Source organism: Streptomyces sp. NPDC051183 (assembly GCF_040682455.1).
Classification (GTDB): domain Bacteria; phylum Actinomycetota; class Actinomycetes; order Streptomycetales; family Streptomycetaceae; genus Streptomyces.
In genome coordinates this window covers 1-13,431 of the sequence record NZ_JBFBBA010000080.1, presented here as the reverse complement: position 1 = coordinate 13,431, position 13,431 = coordinate 1, and the positions used below count along the sequence as shown (strand labels likewise).

Sequence of the window (13,431 nt, the reverse complement as noted above, 5' to 3'; positions counted from 1 at the left end):
CTCAAACGCCGGCGGGGCTGAGATCGTGCAGGCGGCATCAGCCAAAATCCAGCCCCGCCGGCGTTTGAGGCGCGGGGGTCCGGGGCCGGCCCCCGGCAGCGGCGCCGCAGACGCACATCCAGCCCCGCCGGCGGCGCGCCCGGAGGGAAGTGCGGGGGGTGGGGAGCAGTAGGGGGTGGGCCCGGCGGGCATGGCATCTTCTGTGACCCTCATCCGTGACATGTGCTACCCCACCCCCCACGAACTCGCCCTGGCGGCCCGCGCCCTCGCGGACACGTACCCCGCCCTGGTCCGCCTCCGCCAGGCCGGCGCCTCCCGCGCCGGGGAGCCGCTCTGGCTGCTGTCCGTCGGGGGCCACGACCGGCCCCGGGGCGTCCTCGTCGTCGCCGGCGCTCACGCCAACGAGCCCGTCGGCGGCGCCACCGCCCTCGCCCTCGCCCGCCGCGTCATCCACGACCCCGCGCCCCGCGCCGGCTGCGACTGGCACTTCCTGCTCTGCGCCGACCCGGACGGTGCGGCCCTGCACCGCACGCCCCGCCCGTACTCCCTCCTCGACTACCACCGGAACTTCTTCCGGCCGCCCGGCCCCGAACAGCCCGAGTGGGCCCCGTCTTTACTGCCCCCGGACCGGCTGCCGCCGGAGACCCGCGCCCTCACCGCCGCCATCGACGAGCTGCGCCCCGTCCTCCAGGTCTCCCTCCACGGCACCGACCTCGGCGGTTCCTGGGTGCAGCTCACCCGGGACATACCCGGTCTCGCCGAGCCCTTCGGCAAGTCCGCCGCCGAGCTGCGCATCCCGGTGGAGACCGGCGCCTCCGACGCGGCCGGCTGGCCCTCCCCCGGACCCGGGATCTTCGTCATGCCCGAGCCCGGCACCCCGGCCGCCGGGGCCTTCCACCCGGAGGACACCCGGCTCAGCACCTGGTACCACGCCCACCGGTACGCCGGCACGACCGCGATCGTCGAGGTCCCGATGTGGGCCTCCGACCTGGTGGACGACCCGGCTCCGCACCCCGACCCGCGCGGCGCCCTGCGGATGCTGGCCGGGCGGCTCACCGAGGAGGCGGCCCGGGTCGCCGTACTGCGGGACGGGATCCGGGCCGCGGACCCGGTGACGGCCCCGCTGCTGCGCGCGGTGGACTGGACGCTGGCGCTGATTCCCCGGATCGCCGTCGAGTGGACGGGCTCCGGGGCCCCCGCCGAGGCGACCTCGGCGTACATCGGCAGCATCGACGCCTTCGGGCGGCGGCTGTCGCTGCGCGCCGCGGCGATGCTGCTGCGGGTGCTGCGGGCCCAGGGGCATCCGGCGGCCCCTGGAGTGGACCGGCTCGTCACCGGGTGGTGCGGGGAGTTCGCGGCACGGTTCCAGGCCCGGTGGGTGCCGGTGGCCACGCAGGTGGAGCACCAGTCCCGGACCGTGCTGGCGGCGTACGAGAGACTCGCGGCGGTCAGCCGGTGACCGGCAGGGCGTACCGGCGCTTGGACCTGCCGGTCGCGCCGAGCCGGTCGTAGAAGCGGATCGCGCCTTCGTTCCAGTCGGGGGTCTGCCATTCGACGTGTCCGAGGCCCTGCTCGCGGGCGAGGCCGGCCACGCCCTCCATCAGGGCTGCGCCGAGACCGTGGCCGCGGGCTTCCTCGGCGAGGTAGAGGCAGTCCATGTGCAGGTAGTGGCGGGCATCCCAGAAGGAGAACTCGGCCGAGCAGGCGGCGTACCCGGCGACCGCGCCGTCCGGGGTCTCGGCGAGCAGCGCCCACACCCGGGCGCCGTCGGCGAACAGCAATGGTCCGAGCCGGTCGGCGAGACCGGCCGGGCGGGGCGCGGCCCGCTCGTACGCGATGTGCTCGTGCATGAGCTCGGCCAGGCGGGGCAGGTCCTCGGGGCGTGCGGGGCGCACGACGGGCGTGTGGTCCATGTACGCCATCCTGCGCGCCGGACCCGCGCACCGCCCCGGCGGGGTGGGCACCGGCCGCCCGCGACCGGGTCCGTACTCAGCTCGCGGAGAGCCTGAACGACATCCGGCCGAACCCGATCTGGTCCCCGTCGCGCACCACGGCCGAGCCCGTCACCCGGCGCCCGTTCACCGTGGTGCCGTTCGTCGAGCCCAGGTCCGTCACCACCCACACCCCGTCGCGCATGCTCAGCTCGGCGTGCGCCCGCGAGACGGTCTCGTGGCTGAGCCGGAGCCCGTTGCCCGGGTCGCGGCCGATCTGCAGCGGGCCGGCGGCCGGGTGCGGCAGCAGCAGTTTGGGCAGCTTCTCGGCGGCCCAGGCCCGCCGGACGCCCACCGAGACGGCGGACACCCGTCCGACCCAGCCGAACAACCGGTGGGTCCACGGGCCTTCGGCGGCATCCCGCCCCTGGAGGTCGGCGGTGAGGACCGCGAGGTCCTCGGAGCGACGGGCGATCAGGGCGAGTTCCATCCGGCGCAGAAACGTGTCGTGCGACAGCTTGCCGAGCGCGGCTCCCTCCCTGAGCTGGCCCAGCGCCCGGTCGCGCTCGGCGTCGGAGAGCCGCGGCGCGGGGTAGGCGGAGAACTCGAAACTGGACGTCACAGGGTGATTGTCGGCCCGTCAGGGGCAGAGTGTCCAGAACTCCCCCGCCGTGCCCGGAATGATGGGCCGGACAGGCATGCTGGGTACCGCCGGCAGACGAGGGGACCGTCCGTGCAGTTCGAGGTGTGGGCACCGCTGACAGGTCGGGTCGCCGTGCGACTTGACGATGCCACGTACGACATGGCGCGCGATCCGGACCGGGCCGGCTGGTGGGTCGCCGAGGCCCCCGCCGCCGACGGGTCCCGGTACGGATTCCTGCTGGGGGACGCGGCGGACGCCGGTGGACCCCTGCGCCCCGACCCCCGCGGGCGGCGGCTGCCCGACGGTCCCGACGGCCCCTCGGCGGTGGTCGACTTCGCCGCCCTCACGCCCCGGGCCCCGTCGCCCCGCACCCCGCTCCAGGACGCGGTCCTGTACGAGCTGCACATCGGCACCTTCACCCCCGAGGGCACCTTCGACGCGGCCGCCGACCGCCTCGGCCACCTCACCGGGCTCGGCGTCACCCACGTCGAGCTGATGCCGGTCTGCTCCTTCCCCGGCCGCCACGGCTGGGGGTACGACGGGGTCGCGCCCTGGGCGGTGCACGAGCCGTACGGGGGCCCGGCCGGTCTCGCCCGGTTCGTGGAGGCGGCCCACACCGCCGGGCTCGGCGTGGTGCTGGACGTGGTCCACAACCACCTCGGCCCCTCCGGCAACCACCTCCCGGCCTTCGGCCCGTACTTCACGGACACCCACCACACCCCCTGGGGCGCGGCGGTGAACCTCGACGCGCCCGGCTCGGACGAGGTCCGCTCGTACCTCATCGGCAGCGCCCTCGCCTGGCTGCGGGACTACCGGATCGACGGGCTCCGCCTGGACGCCGTGCACGCGCTCGCCGACGGGCGCGCGCTGACCTTCCTGGAGGAACTGGCGGCCGCGGTCGACGAACTCGCCGCCGAGACCGGCCGGCCGCTGTTCCTGATCGCCGAGTCCGACCAGTGCGACCCGCGGACGACCACCCCGCGCCCGGCCGGGGGCCTGGGCCTGCACGCTCAGTGGAACGACGACTTCCACCACGCCCTGCACTGCGCGCTGACCGGTGAAGCCCAGGCGTACTACGCGGACTTCGCCGGGGCACCGCTGGCCGCCCTCGCCAAGACGATGACCCGGGCCTTCTTCCACGACGGGACCTGGTCCTCCTTCCGCGGCCGCCACCACGGCCGGCCGGTGGACCGGGGCCGCACCCCCGCGCACCGCTTCCTGGGCTACACCCAGACCCACGACCAGATCGGCAACCGGGCGCTGGGCGACCGGCTCGCCGCCTCGCTCTCCCCCGGGCTGCTGGCGTGCGCGGCCGCGCTGGCGCTGACCGGGCCGTTCGTGCCGATGCTGTTCATGGGCGAGGAGTGGGGCGCGGGCACGCCGTGGCAGTACTTCACGGACCACCCCGACCCGGCGCTCGCCGAGGCGGTGCGCACCGGTCGGCGCCGGGAGTTCGCGGCGCACGGCTGGAAGGCCGAGGAGATCCCGGACCCCCAGGATCCGGCCACCCGGGACCGCTCCTGCCTGGACTGGGCCGAGCCCGGCCAGGCCCCGCACGCCAGGCTGCTGGACTGGTACCGCACCCTCGTGAGGCTCCGCCGCACCCACCCGGACCTGCGCGACCCGGACCTGGCCGCGGTCCGGGTCGCGTACGACGAGGAACGCCGCTGGCTGACCTACCGGCGGGGCGACGTCCGCGTGGTGGTCAACCTCGACCGGGAGCCGGCGACCATCGCGCTGGGCGGCAACGGGGTGCGGGTCCTGGCCGCCTGGGACCCCGCCGACCACCCGGGTCCGGACGGGCGGATCCACGTACCGGGCGAATCGGTGGTGGTCCTCGGCCCGTGACGGACCCCGCGGACTCCCCGGACCCCCGGGGTCCCGCGCTACTCGACGATCGCCAGCTCCCGGGGCGCGTGGTTGAAGCTGCGGCCGCCGTCCTCGGTGACCGTGACGATGTCCTCGATGCGGACTCCGAACCGGCCGGGGAGGTAGATGCCCGGCTCCACGGAGAAGCACATGCCGGGGACCAGCGGCTGCTCCTCGCCCTCGACCATGTACGGCGGCTCGTGCGTGGTGACTCCGATGCCGTGCCCGGTGCGGTGGATGAACCGCTCGCCGTAGCCGAACTCGGTGATCACGGCCCGGGCCGCCCGGTCGATGTCCTGGCAGGCGGCGCCGGGCCGGACGGCCGCCACCCCGGCCTGCTGGGCCTCGCGGACGATGTCGTGGACGCGCTGCTCCTCGGGCGTGGGCTCGCCCACGTGCACGGTGCGGGAGATGTCGGAGCCGTAGCCGTGCTTGAGGCCGCCGAAGTCGAGGACCACCATGTCGCCGCGGCGGATGACGCGGTCACCGGCCTCGTGGTGCGGGTTGGCGCCGTTGGGCCCGGAGCCGACGACGGTGAAGTCGACCTGGGAGTGGCCGTGGACGCGCAGCAGCGCGGCCAGGTCGGCGGCGACGTCGCTCTCCCGCCGGTCGGCGAAGGGGACGTGCAGGATCTGCGCGTACGCGGCGTCGGCGGCCTCCCCCGCCGCCGCGAGCCGCGCCAGCTCCCGCTCGTCCTTGACGGCCCGGAGCATGGGCAGGGCGTCGGTCAGCGGTACGTAGGAGGTGGTCGGCAACTCCCGCTGCAGGCCCAGGATGTGCAGGGCCCAGGTGTTGTCGCTGACCCCGAACCGCCCGGCCACGTCCAGCAGCGGGGAGGCCGCGGTGTACGGGTTCCTGCCGTCGGCCCAGTCCCGCAGGGTCAGCGCGGCCGCGCCCGGCGCCTTGGCCGCGTCGGGGGCCTCCAGCGCGGGCACCACGAGCACCGGGTCCTGCCCGGCGGCGAGCACGAGCAGGGTCAGCCGCTCGGTGTCGACGGGCCGGTACCCGGTGAGGTGGGCCAGGTCGGGCCCGGGGGCGATCAGCAGGCCGGCCAGTCCGGCGTCGGCGGCGCTCTGCGCGGCCGCGGCCATGCGGGCGGCGTAGTCGGCGGGGGTGAAGGCATCGGATTCCACGTCAGATTCCATACGGGGATCCTCCCGTGAGCCGTGCGGCGAGCGCAGCGGCCGCGCCGGACGAACTGCCGGGCGAGAGCAGTTCGGTACGGTGCACCAGGCGCGGCCCGGCCAGCGGTACGACGGCTCCCGCAGCGGCCGCCCGGGCCACCCGCAGCGGCAGTACGACCAGGCCGTGCCCGGCCGCGGCGAGGGCGCACAGGGCGTGCAGGTCGGTGCCCTCGTAGCGCAGGGCCGTCCGGGCCCCGGGCGGCGGCGCCCCGATGCCGGGGGCGTCGATCCAGCGCGCGTCGGCCAGGTCGCCGAGCCGCAGCGCGTCCCGGCCGGCGCACGGGTGCCCGGCCGGGAGCAGTACGGCCAGCGGCTCCTCCGCCACGCCCGTGACGGTGAGCGGGGCCACGTCGGGCAGCCGCAGCGGGTCGCTGGGCGCGGCGAGCCCGTCGACGAGCCCGAGGTCGCAGCCGCCGGTGGCGACGGCGGCCGGCACCTCGTCCGGCGGCAGCACGTGCAGGGTGACCCCGGAGGCGGGCAGGGCGGCGAGCAGCCGGGGCCCGACGGACAGCGGGGAGGCGGCGAGCGCGACCCGCCCGGGCGGCGCGGCGGCCAGCCGCAGCACGTCGGCCCGCGCCGCGTCGAGGCGCAGCAGCAGCGGTCCGGCGTGCTCCAGCAGCCGCACCCCGGCCGCCGTCGGGGCCACGGGCCGCCGGGTGAGCAGCTCGACCCGCAGGTCGCCCTCCAGCGCGGCGATGTGCTGGGACACGGCGGACTGGGTGTAACCGAGCTCGCGTGCGGCGGCCGAGAAGGAGGCGAGGCGCGCCACGGTGGTGAAGGTGCGCAGCAGGTGTGGATCCATGCGGCCCAGCCTGCCAGCTCTGCATCAGTGCTGCTTATGGAGTGTGCAGGAACAATCGTTGGCGCTGAACCAGGTCCCGCCCACAAGATGATCCACATGACCGCCGCAGACATTCCGCAGACCTCGAAGATCGCCCGCATCGCCCTCGTCGGCGACCGCTCCCCGCACGTCAAGTCGCACGTCCGGGTCGCGCTGCTGCTCGACTCGCTCGCCTCCCGCGACGCCCTCGCGCTCGACGCCTACTGGATCCCGACGGCCGACGCCGCGGACTGGACCGCCTCCGGGGCGCTGGCCGGGTTCGACGGCGTCTGGGTGCTGCCCGGCAGCCCGTACGCCAGCGAGGCCGGGGCGCTCGCCGCGATCCGGGTGGCGCGGGAGGAGGGGATCCCCTTCCTCGGCACCTGCGGCGGCTTCCAGCACGCGCTGCTGGAGTACGCCCGCTCGGTGTGCGGGCTGGCCTCGGTCGCGCACGCCGAGAACGACCCCGGCGCCGAGGACACGCTGATCGCCCCGCTGGCCTGTTCGCTGGTCGGCCACCAGGGACTCGTACGGGCCGAGCCCGGGTCCCTCGCCGAGTCCGTGCTCGGTGCCGAGCAGTCGATGGAGCACTACCACTGCAACTACGGCCCCGAGCCGCGCCACCTGCCGACGCTGACCGAGCACGGGCTGCGGCTGTCGGGGCACGACGAGGACGGGCAGGTGCGGATCGCCGAGCTGCCCGGACACCCCTTCTTCCTGGCCACCCTCTTCCAGCCCGAGCTGTCCGGGGACGGGACCAGGCCGCACCCGATCGTGCGGGCCTTCGCCGAGGCCGCCGTCGAACACGCCGCCGAACACGCCGCCGGGCGCGCAGCCGGGGGCGCCACGGGACGCGCCGCACGGGCCACCGCGCGCGCCGCCTCACCGGCCGCTTCGGCGGAATAAGGCGTCGCAGGACCACCCCGCTGATCGGCTATGCTGTGCATGCACATCGAACGGGTGGTCCGCCGCCCGTCGTGGTGGGTGTAGCTCAGTTGGTAGAGCACCTGGTTGTGGTCCAGGTGGCCGCGGGTTCAAGTCCCGTCACTCACCCTGTTGGTCCCGTGGGGGGTACGAGGTTTTCCTCGTACCCCCCACGGGCTTTTTCGCGTGTCTCCCCGGGGCCCGCCGCGGCCCGTGCCGACCTCAGGATTGCCATGAGCCCGAATCCCGTGCGCCGCGAGCGGTTCCCCGCGCTGCTGCTGGCGGCGGGCTGCGTCCTGGTGTGGGCGCTCGACCTGATCACCGTGGCCGAGCCCCGCGCGTGGGCCGTCCTCGCCTCCGGCGCCGCCGTCGGCGCGGTGGCCCTGCTGCCCGGCCGTTGGACCCGGCTCTCCCTCGAAGGCCGGGCGCTGCTCGCCTCCGCGCTGTCCCTCGCCGTCACCGCCGCGCTGCTGCTGCCGGACCGGGGCACCGGCGGCAGTTGGGGGCTGCTGGAGTCGGCCGCGCTGCTGGTGCTGCTGGCCCGGTGCGCCCGGCACACCGCGCCGCGCCGGGTGGTCGCGGTGTGCGTGCCGCTGTGGGTGGCGGCCGCCGGGGCGCCGCTGCGGATGCCGAGCGACGCCACCGCGGAGACCGCCGCGTTCGCCCTGACGCTGGCCGCGGCCGCTGCCGCCGGGTTCGGCGGCTACCTGCGGATCCTGGACCAGCGCCGGGCCCGCGCCGTCGCGGCCGTACGGGAGCAGGAGCGCCACGAACTCGCACGCGACCTGCACGACTTCGTGGCCCACCACGTCACCGGGATCGTCGTCCAGGCCCAGGCCGCCCAGGCGATCCGGGAGACCGCCCCCGAGCGCCTCGACCCGCTGCTGCGCTCCATCGAGCAGGCGGGCGCCGAGACGCTGGGCTCGATGCGCCGGCTGGTCCGCGTACTGCGGGAGCAGGACTCGGGAACCGTACGGCCGCAGGACCTGCCGGCCGAGCTGAGCCGGCTCGTCGCGGACCGGCCGGGGGCGGTGCTGGAGCTGTCGGACGCGGCACTGCGCGTGCAGCTCGCCCCCGAGGTGGAGACCTCGGTGCACCGGCTGGTCCAGGAGGCGCTGACCAATGTGACGCGGCACGCCCCCGGCGCGCGGTCCACCCGGGTGAGGCTCACCGCCGACGGCGCATGCCTGACGGTCGAGGTCCTCAACGACGCCGGGACGGCCCGGCGCGGCCAGACCCCGCCCGGCGGTCGCGGCGGACTGGGGCTGATCGGGCTGCGCGAACGGGTCGAGGCGGTGGACGGCGAACTCGCCGCGGGCCCGGCGGAGGGCGGCGGCTGGCGGGTGACCGGCGTATTCCCGGTCCTGCCCGGCCTGGCAGGATAAAAGCCATGAAGAGAGATATCCAGGTACTCATCGCCGACGATCAGGAGATGGTCCGCACCGGCTTCGCCCTGATCCTGGGCGCGCAGGACGGCATCGAGGTGGTCGGCGAGGCCAGCGACGGCGCGGAGTGCGTGGAGCTCGCCCGGCAGCTGCGCCCGGACGTGTGCCTGGTCGACGTACGGATGCCCGGGCTGGACGGGATCGAGGTGACCCGGCAGCTGGCCGGGCCGGGGGTGGCCGATCCGCTGCGGGTGGTGATCGTCACCACCTTCGACCAGGACGACTACCTGTACGGGGCGCTGCGCGGCGGAGCCTGCGGCTTCCTGCTCAAGGACGCCGGTCCCGCGCTGCTGGTGGAGGCCGTACGGGCGGCCGCGCGCGGGAACGCGCTCATCTCGCCGGCCGTCACGGTGCGCCTGCTGGAGCGGCTCGGCGGCCACCCGGCCCCGGATGCGCCGCCCGCGGCGGGCGGGGCGGGCACGGCGGGTACGCCGGGGCGGCAACCGCTGTCGGAGCGCGAGCTGGACGTCGTACGGCTGGTGGCGCGCGGGCTGACGAACCAGGAGATCGCCGACGGGCTCTTCATCTCGCTGTCCACGGTCAAGACCCACCTGGTCTCGGTACAGGCCAAGCTGACGCTGCGCAACCGGGTGGAGATCGCCGCCTGGGCCTGGGAGACGGGCGCGGCGGGCGCGCCCGGCCCGGTCGGCTGACCCGGGCCCCGCGGCGGGCATCGGCGGCAGGGCGAGTACCAGTACCCGCACGGCCGATGGGGCGGTTGGTCCCGGGTGATGGCGGGTCCTGACGGTTCGTTACGGGTCGTGACGACGTCAATTCGGCAGGTAGTAATTAGATGAATCCTCGACTGAATTCCCGTCAATAAACCTGAAGCGATTATTTCGATTCGATAACTACGCCACGATAAAGGCCTGGACCATTACCTCAAGTGATGCTCAACTGCCTTGATTTCATTGGTAATTGAGTGTTCGTCAAATCAGACCGACAGGTAACGGAATGATTTCTTGACGCACGCTCCCCTTTGTCCGAATTCTCCGCCGCATCCGTCTGGCAGGCTTCCGCGCACCCAGTCACTCCGACCACGATTTGAGGTGCGCATGACAGGACGTCGCAGACGGCGGGAACACCGGCGCAAACCGCGCCGGTTCATACTTCTCACCGCCGCCACGGCCACGGCGGCGGTGATCGCCGCCGGCATCGCCTACTCCGGAATCGGCGACGGCGCCCAGGCGGCGGCGCCCGCACAGGCATCGGGAGCGGCCGCCGACGCCGCCCCGGCCGCCGCGCCCGCCCGGGACGAGGAGCCGGACGCCCTCACGGGCACGCCCGCCAACGACGACGGCCGGGGCATGGTCTACAACGGGCTCCAGGCCGCTCCGCAGGGCGACCGGTGCATCGGCGTCTACCGCACCGCGGCCGGCCTGTGCACCCACGGACCCGACGCCCCGCCCAAGGGCGTCGACATCAAGAAGGACGTCGCGCCGGCCGTCGCCACCACGGCCGAGGCGGCCGATCCGGCCCGCCCCGCGGCCGAGGACCCGGCCGCCACCCAGGACGGCGGGCGTCCTCAGGACGCGCCCGCCGCCGCCGACGCCGGAGCCGCCAAGACCGCGGCCGCCGCCGCACCCGCGCCCGGCCCCGCCACCGCCGCGGCCGGCGACAAGGCCGTCGCCGCGGGCCCCGCGGGCCAGACCGTCCAGTGCGACGGCGACGGCAGCACCGGCAACCGCGTCCAGGTCGTGTACGTCCACGGCCCCGGCCGGGACCGCTTCTCCGAGTACGTCGCCTCGTTCCGCAAGTGGGCGGCCGACGCCGACCTCATCTACTCGACGAGCGCCCAGGAGACGGGCGGAGTACGCCACATCCGCTACGTGACGGCCGCCGACTGCACCCCGACCGTGCTCAACATCGAGCTCCCGGACTCGGCCCTGTCCGAGTTCAGCGCGACCAACGCCGCGCTCGCCGGGAAGGGCCTGGACCGCCGGGACCGCAAGTACATGATCTTCGCGGACACCAAGGTGTACTGCGGCATCGGCACCTTCAACGGCGACGAGCGTCCGGGCCAGGCCAACCAGAGCAACTTCGGGCCCTCCTACGGCCGTACGGACTCCGGCTGCTGGGGCGGCCACACCGCCGCGCACGAACTGGGCCACAACCTGGGCGCGGTCAACAACAGCGCCCCGAACACCAGCCGCGGCGCCCACTGCACCGACGAGTTCGACGTCATGTGCTACTCGGACACCCCGTACTACCCGCAGATGCGCAACATCTGCACCAACCAGGCGGCCGAGAACATCCTGGACTGCAACCACGACGACTACTTCCACACCAGCCCGAAGCCCGGCAGCTACCTGGCCACGCACTGGAACATCGCCGACAACCAGTTCCTGATGCAGAACAAGGGCGGCGGCGGAGGCGGCACCGACCCGAACCCCAAGCCGACCCCGACGCCGACCAAGAAGCCCACGCCGACCCCGACCACGAAGCCCACCGGCGGACCGGCCGTGACGGCCGGCCAGATCCGCTCCGACTCCGTCGTGGTGAGCTGGCCCAAGGTCGAGGGCGCCGCCTGGTACCAGGTGCTGCTGAACGGCAAGCACCTGACCTGGGTCCAGTCCCAGGTGCTGCGGATCTACAACCTCCAGCCCGGCACCTCCTACTCCGTCGCCGTCTCCGTGCGCGACGGCGCCGGCCGCGACAGCGGCGCCGGCCGGGCCGCGTCCTTCCGTACGACGGGCACGGAGGGCGGCACGACCACCCCCGGCAGCCGCTACGTGCTCGGCAACGGAAGCACCGGCATGGCGGCCGAGCTGTGGGGCGGCCGCAGCGCCGACGGCACCGTGCTCGTCGGGTCCCGTGCCAACGGCTACGCGCAGCAGCAGTGGTACTTCGACGACGCGGGAGACGGCCGGGTCCGCATCCGCTCGGCGGCCTCGGGCAAGTGCCTGCAGCCGGGCGGCGCGCCCGCCGCGGGCATGTGGGTGGCCCAGCGGCCGTGCGGCTCGGACGATGCGCAGTCCTGGCGGCTGACGTCCCGCGGCGGTGCGGTGACCGTCACCGACCCGGGCGGCGGCTTCGCCCTGACGGTGAGCAACCGCCCCTACTACGGGACCTGGCTGCTGGAGCTCCAGCGCGCCGACGGTGGCGCGGCCCAGCTGTGGACCGTGCAGAAGGCCGGGTAACGGCTGACGCCCGACCCGCCCGACCCCGGCTGGACGGCCGCCTCCCCCGGCCGTCCAGCCGGCCCCTCCCCTCACCCCACCCGGAGCACAGCGACGATGCGCAGACGAACCGCTTTCCCGGCCGCCCTGACCTCCCTGGGCGCACTCGGCCTGATCCTGCTGTCCCCCGCCGCGGCGCACGCGCACGGCGACACCGTGAAGGTGGTGGTCACCGGTCAGCGTGCCGGCCACGTCACCGCCGACATCACCTGGGAGAACGACGGGGACGCCGTCGACACCGCGGTCGCCGCCACCGTGAACGCGGTCAGCGGCGACGGCTCCCGCACGCTCGGGCCCTGGCGACTGGTCCGCGATCCGGCCGCGCCGCCCGCCGGGTGGAGCACGGCCGAGACGCTGCCGCCCGGGTCCTGGAAGGTGAGCGTGGACGTCGGTTTCCCGGCCCTGGGCCACGGCGAGCGCGAAGTGGGCGTGCCCGTGGTGGATCCGGCGCCGTCCACCGGCGGCCCGACGGCTTCTCCGGCTCCGGCGTCTCCCCCGGCCTCGGCCCCTGCGCCCACGCCCACGCCGACACCGACACCGACACCGAGCCCTGCGGCCGAGCCCGCCGCCGCCGACCGTAGCGCTGCCTGGTGGACCGCGGCCGGGGTCTGCGTGACCGCCTTCGCCGGCGCGGCCGTCGGCGTACTGCTGCGCCGTCGCAGGGCGCGCAGGCGCCCGTAGGACCCCGGGGGTAGTCCGATCGGTGGAGGCGGGCGGGACTTCCGTACCTCCGGCCGAGGTCTTCGGGCCGGGCCGGAGGGCAGTCTGGAAGGGTCCCGTGACCTGCCGACGAAAGCCCCGAATGACCCCCGCGACTCCCGTCAGGACCTCCCCGACCCCCGGGCACCGCATCGGTGCCGTGATGTTCCTCAGCCGGTGGCTCCAACTGCCGCTGTACCTGGGCCTGATCGTGGCCCAGGCCGTCTACGTCTGGATCTTCCTGAAGGAGCTCGCCCACCTCGTGGGCGACATCCGCTCCCTGGATGAGACCGGCACGATGCTGATCGTCCTCGGCCTGGTCGACGTGGTGATGGTCGCCAACCTGCTGCTGATGGTGATCGTCGGCGGGTACGAGACCTTCGTGGCGCGGGTCGACCTCAAGGACCATCCGGACGAGCCGGAGTGGCTCAGCCACGTCAACGCGAACGTGCTGAAGGTCAAGCTGGCCACGGCCATCATCGGGATCTCCTCGATCCACCTGCTGAAGTCCTTCATCGAGATCACCAGGCCGGACTGGCACTGGGAGCAGACGATGTGGCAGGTGATCGTGCATCTGGCCTTCATCGTCTCGGCCATCGCACTCGCCCTGATCGACCGCCTGCTCCCCAAGGCCGAGGAGCACTAGGGGGTGTCTGGCGGATCAGGGTCGGGTAGCCCGGGTCGTCTGGTGCCGTGGATTGCAAGGCGGAGGAGGGAGCCACTGCGGAGCATTGGCG

12 protein-coding genes and 1 tRNA gene are annotated in these 13,431 nt (G+C 74.4%); 9 read left to right on the top strand and 4 right to left on the bottom strand.

The features are described 5' to 3' along the window. Positions 1-202: 202 nt before the first annotated feature. Positions 203-1,459 (top strand): M14 family zinc carboxypeptidase, encoded by a 1,257-nt coding sequence (locus AB0M99_RS36375; RefSeq protein WP_365928321.1) that lies wholly within the window; start codon positions 203-205, stop codon positions 1,457-1,459. Here the strand turns inward: AB0M99_RS36375 and AB0M99_RS36370 are convergent. Continuing rightward, positions 1,449-1,913: a GNAT family N-acetyltransferase gene (locus AB0M99_RS36370; protein WP_365928319.1), complete on the bottom strand. Its 465-nt coding sequence runs from the start codon at positions 1,911-1,913 to the stop codon at positions 1,449-1,451. The two genes, AB0M99_RS36375 and AB0M99_RS36370, sit on opposite strands and share 11 nt — an antisense overlap. Before the next feature lie 76 nt (positions 1,914-1,989). Then, a complete protein-coding gene (locus tag AB0M99_RS36365; RefSeq protein WP_365928317.1) occupies positions 1,990-2,553 on the bottom strand; it encodes a DUF1707 and FHA domain-containing protein in 564 nt (187 codons plus the stop codon). Between the two features lie 153 nt (positions 2,554-2,706). Here AB0M99_RS36365 and treZ point away from each other — a divergent pair, with 153 nt between their 5' ends. Further along, entirely contained in the window at positions 2,707-4,422 is a 1,716-nt protein-coding gene (gene treZ / locus AB0M99_RS36360; protein ID WP_365928315.1) for a malto-oligosyltrehalose trehalohydrolase, read from the top strand. 38 nt (positions 4,423-4,460) lie between these two features. On the opposite strand, the gene AB0M99_RS36355 is transcribed toward treZ, so the two are convergent. Together AB0M99_RS36355 and AB0M99_RS36350 are read right to left on the bottom strand one after the other, a co-directional pair. Then, positions 4,461-5,588, bottom strand: coding sequence for an aminopeptidase P family protein (locus tag AB0M99_RS36355; RefSeq protein ID WP_365928313.1), 1,128 nt, complete (start codon positions 5,586-5,588; stop codon positions 4,461-4,463). Next, positions 5,578-6,429 carry a LysR family transcriptional regulator gene (locus AB0M99_RS36350; protein WP_365928311.1) on the bottom strand — a complete coding sequence of 284 codons (852 nt, stop codon included), beginning with the start codon at positions 6,427-6,429 and terminating at the stop codon, positions 5,578-5,580. The genes AB0M99_RS36355 and AB0M99_RS36350 overlap by 11 nt, the downstream gene beginning before the upstream one ends. 96 nt (positions 6,430-6,525) lie before the next feature. Between AB0M99_RS36350 and AB0M99_RS36345 the strand changes: the two genes are divergently transcribed. From AB0M99_RS36345 to AB0M99_RS36315, 7 genes are all read left to right on the top strand, one after another. After that, complete coding sequence (locus AB0M99_RS36345; RefSeq protein WP_365928309.1) at positions 6,526-7,353, top strand: hypothetical protein; 828 nt, start codon at positions 6,526-6,528, stop codon at positions 7,351-7,353. A 74-nt stretch (positions 7,354-7,427) separates the two neighbouring features. After that, positions 7,428-7,500 (top strand) — tRNA-His (locus AB0M99_RS36340). A gap of 104 nt (positions 7,501-7,604) precedes the next feature. Then, positions 7,605-8,756 (top strand): histidine kinase, encoded by a 1,152-nt coding sequence (locus AB0M99_RS36335; RefSeq protein WP_365928307.1) that lies wholly within the window; start codon positions 7,605-7,607, stop codon positions 8,754-8,756. Positions 8,757-8,761: 5 nt separating this feature from the next. Next, a complete protein-coding gene (locus AB0M99_RS36330; RefSeq protein ID WP_365928305.1) occupies positions 8,762-9,469 on the top strand; it encodes a response regulator transcription factor in 708 nt (235 codons plus the stop codon). 402 nt (positions 9,470-9,871) lie between these two features. After that, the gene (locus AB0M99_RS36325; RefSeq protein WP_365928303.1) at positions 9,872-11,956 is read left to right on the top strand and encodes an RICIN domain-containing protein; all 2,085 of its coding nucleotides are present in this window, start codon (positions 9,872-9,874) and stop codon (positions 11,954-11,956) included. 96 nt (positions 11,957-12,052) lie between these two features. Next, complete coding sequence (locus AB0M99_RS36320; protein ID WP_365928301.1) at positions 12,053-12,676, top strand: hypothetical protein; 624 nt, start codon at positions 12,053-12,055, stop codon at positions 12,674-12,676. A gap of 121 nt (positions 12,677-12,797) precedes the next feature. Further along, positions 12,798-13,340 carry a TIGR00645 family protein gene (locus AB0M99_RS36315; protein ID WP_365928299.1) on the top strand — a complete coding sequence of 181 codons (543 nt, stop codon included), beginning with the start codon at positions 12,798-12,800 and terminating at the stop codon, positions 13,338-13,340. Positions 13,341-13,431: the final 91 nt, after the last annotated feature.

Excerpts from the sequence above, each read along its gene's own strand:
- AB0M99_RS36350 (WP_365928311.1), bottom strand. The coding sequence starts at position 6,429 with ATGGATCCACACCTGCTGCGCACCTTCACCACCGTGGCGCGCCTCGCC.
- AB0M99_RS36320 (WP_365928301.1), top strand. The coding sequence starts at position 12,053 with ATGCGCAGACGAACCGCTTTCCCGGCCGCCCTGACCTCCCTGGGCGCA.
- AB0M99_RS36315 (WP_365928299.1), top strand. The coding sequence starts at position 12,798 with ATGACCCCCGCGACTCCCGTCAGGACCTCCCCGACCCCCGGGCACCGC.
- AB0M99_RS36345 (WP_365928309.1), top strand. The coding sequence starts at position 6,526 with ATGACCGCCGCAGACATTCCGCAGACCTCGAAGATCGCCCGCATCGCC.
- AB0M99_RS36330 (WP_365928305.1), top strand. The coding sequence starts at position 8,762 with ATGAAGAGAGATATCCAGGTACTCATCGCCGACGATCAGGAGATGGTC.
- AB0M99_RS36325 (WP_365928303.1), top strand. The coding sequence starts at position 9,872 with ATGACAGGACGTCGCAGACGGCGGGAACACCGGCGCAAACCGCGCCGG.
- AB0M99_RS36355 (WP_365928313.1), bottom strand. The coding sequence starts at position 5,588 with ATGGAATCTGACGTGGAATCCGATGCCTTCACCCCCGCCGACTACGCC.
- AB0M99_RS36370 (WP_365928319.1), bottom strand. The coding sequence starts at position 1,913 with ATGGACCACACGCCCGTCGTGCGCCCCGCACGCCCCGAGGACCTGCCC.
- AB0M99_RS36335 (WP_365928307.1), top strand. The coding sequence starts at position 7,605 with ATGAGCCCGAATCCCGTGCGCCGCGAGCGGTTCCCCGCGCTGCTGCTG.